The organism is Candidatus Margulisiibacteriota bacterium, from assembly GCA_031268855.1.
GTDB lineage: Bacteria > Margulisbacteria > Termititenacia > Termititenacales > Termititenacaceae > Termititenax.
The window spans coordinates 1-6,779 of sequence record JAIRWS010000019.1; the positions used below are offsets into that span (position 1 = coordinate 1).

Annotated in this window: 6 protein-coding genes; 1 reads left to right on the forward strand and 5 read right to left on the reverse strand. The window is 51.6% G+C overall.

Going from position 1 to position 6,779, the window contains the following annotated elements; translation table 11 throughout:
• Nucleotides 1-197: 197 nt before the first annotated feature.
• The 3 genes from LBJ25_01060 to LBJ25_01070 are packed head-to-tail and all read right to left on the reverse strand — an operon-like array spanning nt 198 to nt 3,140.
• Nucleotides 198-1,397, reverse strand: coding sequence for a hypothetical protein (locus LBJ25_01060; GenBank protein MDR1452553.1), 1,200 nt, complete (start codon nt 1,395-1,397; stop codon nt 198-200).
• Between the two features lies 1 nt (nt 1,398).
• Nucleotides 1,399-1,692: a hypothetical protein gene (locus LBJ25_01065; GenBank protein ID MDR1452554.1), complete on the reverse strand. Its 294-nt coding sequence runs from the start codon at nt 1,690-1,692 to the stop codon at nt 1,399-1,401.
• A gap of 2 nt (nt 1,693-1,694) precedes the next feature.
• Nucleotides 1,695-3,140, reverse strand: coding sequence for a hypothetical protein (locus LBJ25_01070; protein ID MDR1452555.1), 1,446 nt, complete (start codon nt 3,138-3,140; stop codon nt 1,695-1,697).
• A gap of 110 nt (nt 3,141-3,250) precedes the next feature.
• Here LBJ25_01070 and LBJ25_01075 point away from each other — a divergent pair, with 110 nt between their 5' ends.
• A complete protein-coding gene (locus tag LBJ25_01075) occupies nt 3,251-3,553 on the forward strand; it encodes a helix-turn-helix transcriptional regulator (GenBank protein MDR1452556.1) in 303 nt (100 codons plus the stop codon).
• Nucleotides 3,554-3,576: 23 nt separating this feature from the next.
• Here LBJ25_01075 and LBJ25_01080 read toward each other — a convergent pair whose 3' ends face one another.
• Both LBJ25_01080 and LBJ25_01085 read right to left on the reverse strand, forming a co-directional pair.
• Complete coding sequence (locus LBJ25_01080; protein MDR1452557.1) at nt 3,577-5,142, reverse strand: helical backbone metal receptor; 1,566 nt, start codon at nt 5,140-5,142, stop codon at nt 3,577-3,579.
• Nucleotides 5,143-5,146: 4 nt separating this feature from the next.
• Nucleotides 5,147-6,775 carry a ribonuclease J gene (locus tag LBJ25_01085; GenBank protein ID MDR1452558.1) on the reverse strand — a complete coding sequence of 543 codons (1,629 nt, stop codon included), beginning with the start codon at nt 6,773-6,775 and terminating at the stop codon, nt 5,147-5,149.
• Nucleotides 6,776-6,779: the final 4 nt, after the last annotated feature.

Below are 6,779 nucleotides of genomic sequence, written 5' to 3' on the forward strand. Positions count from 1 at the left end.
TGTCTTCGGCTAACCAAGCCTATCCAGCGCGGTGAATATTTTACCGGAGTGCGCTTTGGTTCGAACTTAACGAGCAGCGCGGCTGCGAAGTTAAGTGCGCCGAAGGCCAATTCGAAGCCACTGGCGCACAAAGGTAAAGATATTCACCGCGCTCCCTTCGCCAGCGTATCCGAAGGATACAGGCTCAGGGAGCGGCCTCACAATATAACCTTCCCTTCACTGTCGAAAGATTTCGTCCCTTCTAACCTGTCATACGCCTCCCAGTATTTCCGGCTCCATTTGCTCTGCAATTTGCGCACCTCGCAAATATTCGTCTGCCGGTAAAATTCCCCTCTCTCCGCAAATGCTCCCCCTATACACCACGCGCACGCGCTCTCCACATCACAACTTAGGCACTTTTCGGGTGAGATTTTCTTTCTTGTTTGCTGCCGCACTATCTCGAAACGTTCCTTATAGTTTAGCCCGTTCCATACATCACCTACGTAAAAGTCCAGTTTCCGGCTGTGCATCGTGTTGGGAGAGAAGCGGAAACACGGGTATATCTTGCCGTTTATAGAGAGACACGGCATTGAGCCTGAGCCGCACCACCCTTTATCCAAATCCTTTGGCGGCCCGCCTATGCCGAATCCCTTGTCGAACATTGATACATGCAGATCTTTCCGGTGTTCCAGTATGTAATATATGGACTTCTCCATTTCCTCGTTCAGTTGTTTCAGGTCGTCATCAGTTAAATGCATATCCTCAAAGATAAAGTTTATATTTACATGCTTTAAGCGCATCTCCTCGTGCAGGAATTTTATAGACTTAAAAAGATATGGTATCGTATCCTTATTGCACGTCGCTTTAGTGCTGGCCGCTTCTGCCCCGTTCCACTCCAGATACCAATTCCACCACTTCTGTATATCTTTCATCGTGCCGCGTCCGTCTTTGTGTATACGGTTAGCGTCGTGTATTTCCGGACAGCCGTCTACCGACACACCGATACTGAGATTGTCTTTATATTTTGTCATGAAATCACGGACTTTCGGATTTTTAAACAGCGTTCCGTTGGTGGAAATGCTCGCTCTCCAGCGATAAGCCCACTTATGACCAATTGACACAGCTTTATATCGATAATACGTGAGTATTTTATCCAGCAGTTCCGGCGCCATCAGCGCGTCCCCGCCGATAAAGTCGATGATCAGTCCTTGTTTTAAGATCCATTCATCCTGCGTGCCTCTGGCTTTAATTGGGTCGGCATCTTCAAGTATTATATCGATAAATTTCTGCGCGTACTCAAACGGCAAGTCCCCGGGCTTTTTGTCCACCTCATAACAATATTTGCAGCGCAGATTGCAGTCTTCCGTGACCTGAAACGTAATATTCAAGCCGTCATATTGTTTCAGCGCCGGTATCATTTTAGTTTTCCTCCAGCCATAATTCTCCCGTGCTAAAATCTATAAAAGCTCTGCTCAAAATATCCTCTGCCAAATTGTGCCGACCGGCTACTTCCCGCCAAAAACCATCCAGCAAATATTGAGCGTCAGCTAAAGCAAAGAAAGCTTCGCGGTAAAACTCTTCAGCGGCGGCAGTCGAAAAATCTGCCGAAGCGGAAAGAGAAACATTTTGTTTGGCGCAATAAAATTTGCTGGTTACTAATTCAAAAAATTTAAGATCTTCCTGCGGCAGCCGGGCAAGAATACGTCTGGTCATGACTATGTTCCCGCCGCGCGGTTGATCTTAGTATTTTTAGTGGAACCCGCCGGATTTGGTTCATAACGGCTCGTCTCCGCGCAGCCGTTGTGGCAGCTGCTGATGCAGCCGTCATAACAATTGTTCCGGCAATTTGTGTCGCAGTTTATATCACAGGCCGCATCGCAGGTCTGGGAACAGCCATAGGCGCAGCTCGAGGAACAATTGCCATTACAAACCGAACCGCATTTATTTTTGCAGCCGTCTCCGCAGCCAGAAACGCAGGCCGTGCCGCAGCCGGCGCCGCAAACCTTACCGCAGGCAGCCGCACAAACAACTCCGCAAGCGTCTTTACAGCCGTCGCCGCAGGTCGACGCGCATTTTTGTCCACAGCCAGCGGCACAGGCAGAGCCACAAGACGCTTTGCAATCTGTACCGCAGCCGCCTTTACAGCCGTCGGTGCAGCCTACCGCGCAGACTCCCCCGCAACCGCCCGAACAATTATCAATACACAAACCCGAACAGCTTCCAACACAGCCATGGTAACAGCCGCCGTCACAGTCTCCGCTGCAGCTCTCGCACTGCCTCCAGCAGGTATTGCCGCAATTGCCGCCGCAGTTAGCCGAACAGCCTCCGCCGCAGCCAGCGCACTGGCAGCTGCATTGTTTGCGGCAAGCATTATCGCTGCAAGAATTAGCACAGCTCTTGTTTGAACAGGCTGAACCGCAATTGCCGTCGCAGCCAACGCCGCAGCTTTCCTGGCACAGCGCGCCGCAGCCAGATGTGCATTTCGCCCCGCAAGCCGCAGCGCAAACACCGCCGCAGACATCTTTACAACCGTCGCCGCAGGTTGTCGCGCATTTTTGTCCGCAGCCAGTGCCGCAGGCCGTTCCGCAATCCGCCGCGCAATTAGAGCCGCAGAGTCCCTGGCATTGTTCGCCGCAGGTAGAAGCGCAGGCCGCGCCGCAGCTAGACGAGCAGGTGGTCCCGCCGCAGCCGCTTTTACAGTCCGCCACGCAAGCGTTGCCGCAGCCGCGTCCACACGCCGATGTGCAGCCGCCGACACAGCGCGCATTATTCAGCGCGTCATCGATCACCTGCCGCAGCTCCTCCAGCTGTCTGGCTTTGAGCTTGACGCCGATCGTCACCGCGCCGCCGTCCCAGGGAAAAGTGTCACTGCCGTCGTAATTGACCAGGCCTTTAGTCGCCGCGCGCAAATTGGTCAGCTGCGAGGCATAAACGCTGTCCCCTTTGATGACTCCGGCGATTTTAGTTTGAGGCACGCTGCGGTGGGTCTGTTCTTTTTTGAGATTTTCCAGCGTTTGATTGTAATCCGCCGCGTAAACTTCTTTGCCGGATAAATATCTTTGTTTTTTCTTTTCAGCTGTGTCAGCCAGTCCCACATTGGTTGTTGTAGTCGCACCCGCCCCTGTTTCATTGTCCGGCAAATTGTATTTATAGCGCGTCATGTGTGATTCCCCCTCAATAATTTCAATAACCTGTAAGGATATTTTTTTAATTATTTTATATGACAACAGATGATTGTCAAGACTGTTTATTACCTATTAGTATGCAGATAATGAATTTACAACAAACTTTCATCGGAAACTTAAAAAGGATCCGCAAGGCTGTTGGTTTCTCGCAAATGAAGCTGGCCGAGCGTTGCAACACAGCGGGAAGTTATATCGGCGCTATCGAAATCGGCAAAAAATTTCCCTCTCTAAAAATGATCGAGCAGTTGGCCAGCGCTTTGCAGATCAAGCCGCATTTATTTTTTTTCAATGAACAGGCGCTGACCGAAGAAATACCAGAAGCTCTTAAAGAAGATATTATTCAGCAATTGCTGCAAATCACTCAAAAAATTTATAAATCAAACGTTTAAGAAAGTTTTTTCACAAAACAAAGTCAAACTGTTCTCTTATAAACCAGCGCAAAAAACGGCACGCCGAGCAGCGCGGTAATAATGCCCACCGGTAAAATAATTTCCGGCAGAATAGTCCGCGCGGCCAGATCGCTCAAGGCTAAAAAAAGCGCGCCGCCTAAAAGCGTCAGAAAAATATTCAGCCCCAGCCGCTCGCCGCAAAGCATTTTGACCAGATGCGGAATGATCAGGCCAACAAAACCGATAATGCCGACCGAAGCTACAATGACGGCGGTCAGCGCGGAGATCAGCACAAGCAAAAAAGTTTTCAAGCGGTTTACTTCCACGCCGAGCGACTCGGCCTGTTCATCACCCATGCTCAAAAGCTCGATCCTGCCGCTTTGCCAGACGGCAAAAAGCGCAACCGCCAGCAAAACCGCGCCGCTGAGCCAGGCCTGCGGCCAAACGCTGGTGCCCAGATCACCCATCAGCCAGAACATCAATGAATTAACTTTGTCACCGGCAAAAAATACCGAGAGCATGATCAGCGCGCCGCAAAAAGCGTTGAGCATCACGCCGGAGAGGATCAAGCCGTTGTTCTCAAGCTTGCCTTGTTTTCTGGCCAAAAGATACACCAGCGCCAGAGCCAGCAACGCGCCCAGCACGGCTGTAAAAAACGGCGGACAGTTAAAAAGCAGCCCGCCGAGCGCGCCAACCGCCGCGCCGGAAGATACGCCCAGCAGGTATGGCTCAGCCAGCGGATTGGAGAGCATCGCTTGATAAAGCAAACCGCTCAAGGCCAGACCACCGCCGACCAGCAAAGCCATGACCAAACGCAGCGCGCGGTAGCCGCGCAGGGCGGCGGCGCGGCGGTCGGCAGACCAATCACCGGAAGCGGCGGCTAACAAGCGCTGCATTTCGCCGCGCGCCTGCAGCAATCTCGGCGAGAGGCGCAGATAAAGATCGGCAGCCGGCTCCACAACCGGCTGGCCATTGGTCAATCTCCACGGCTGACCGCTCAAATTAACAATAATATCCGCCTGGTATAACTGCTCCAGACTTAATTCTGGATAACGCGCGGTGCGGGAAATAATATTCTGGCAGCCGAGGCTGGCGAAATAATCCGCCAAAAAAGTATCCCGTCCGGCGGCTATGGGCGGATTCTGCCAGACGACAATGGCTGTTTTTTTGCGCAGCGCGGGAAATTTCTCCCGCCAGAGTTTATTCAGCTCCGCTATTTTAGCATCCGCGGCCAAATCCAGGTCCGCGCTTAAACGTTTCAGTTCCGCAAAATAATTCCGCAAAGAAGTGAAATCATATTCCCGGTAGTCGATGCGCAGATCGCGCAGTTTGCTTTTGAAACGTGGATCGGCCGAGGACTCCAGTAGCACCACCGCCGGCTGCAGCGCGATAATTTTTTCCAGATCGGGATACGTATATTTGCCGACCCGGGGTTTGTTCTTGGCCGCGGCGGGATAGTCGCAGTCATTGGTCACAGCCGCCAGCTTGTCCAGACCGTCAAAGTAAGCCACCGTCTCCGTGATATTCGGCGCCAGAGAAATAAAACGGACATTTCGACTCCGCTCAATGTCCACTGCTGGCCACAGCAAACAACTACAAAGTAATAATATTAACCAATACGATCGGCCGCCGCCGCAGTTTTTCATAAAAAAATCTCTCCGCTTCTTTTTTTAATTTTTGTTCTTTGTCGCGCGCGCTGCCTTTCAAGCCGCGCAAAACCTGCGCGAGATAATCCCGCCAGAGCGGCAAAAACTGTTCCTGCTCTTTGCGGTACATTAGGCCAAAGCCCGTGATGACCGGCTCCTGAACTAAATTATCTTTATCCAGCAGACAGGAGACAACCGCAATGCCGCCGCGCGACAACAAATGCCTTTCTGGAAAAATCGGCTCGCGCGGATCAGCGCCAAAATTGCCGTCCAGCAGCACCGGCTCCGCGTAAACATGACCGGCGACTCTGGCAAAATTTTTACCGACTTCCAGCTGATCGCCATTTTGCAAAATAAAACAATTCTGCTGCCGCACGCCAACTTTCTGCGCCAGCAAAGCGTTGCTGTAAAGATGTTTATACTCGCCGTGCACCGGCGCGTAAAATTTCGGCTTCACCGCTTTAATAAATTCTTTGATCTCTTCGGCGCAGGCATGGCCGGAAGCGTGAATTTCATTGACCTGATCGTAGAACAAACGCACGCCGATGCGGTATAAATTATTGATCGTGTCGTTGATGTCTTTTTCATTGCCCGGAATCGGCGAGGCGGAAATAATGATCGTGTCTTCTTTTTTCAGCCGCATTTTGTCATAGCGGCGGCCGGCCATCTGCGTCAGCGCCGACATACGCTCGCCCTGCGAGCCGGTGGTCAAAACGACTATTTTTTGATCCGGCAAAGCGCGCGCCTGCTCAAGGCCGCACACCGCGTTTTCCGGGCAAACAATAAATCCGGCGTCCCTGGCGATACGGAAATTATTTTCCATATTGCGGCCGAGTATCGCCACACGCCGTCCGTATTTTTGGGCAACATTGATGACCTGCTGCATACGCAGAATATTGGAAGAAAAACTGGCGATAATGATCCGGCCGCTGGTTTTTTGAAAAAGTTTGTCAAAAGTTTTGCCCACGTCGTTTTCGGAAATAGTCCAGCCTTCCTGATCGGCGTTGGTGCTGTCGCACAGCAGCAGATCCACATCGTTCAATTTACGCAGACGCGCCAGATCGGTCACTTTGCCGTCGAGCGGCTTGGCGTCCAGCTTGAAATCGCCGGTATGCACAATCCGCGCGTCCGGCGTGTCAATGATCAGGCCGACGCCTTCCGGTATAGAGTGGCAGACATCGAACGGCTCAATTTTCAGCTCGCCAAATTCATAAACCTGCCCCGCCACGATCTCGCGCGTCAGCAGGTCTTTTTTCTGCGTGCCGGAAAATTTACTGTCAGCAAAAGCCAGCGTCAGCTTTGTGCCGTACAGCGGAAAATTGAATTCGCGGTAAAGATAACCCAGCGCGCCAATATGGTCTTCGTGGCCGTGCGTCAAAAAAACCGCCTGAATTTTCGGCTTAATTTTGCGGATGTATTCAAAGCTCGGGATCACCATATTGACGCCGTACATCTCATCATCGGGAAAAGCCATGCCGCAGTCGATAATCACCGCCGAGTTGTGGCGTTCCACCACGCACATATTTTTGCCAATGCTGTCCAGCCCACCTAAAAATGTTATTTTGGTTTTGGTCATTTAT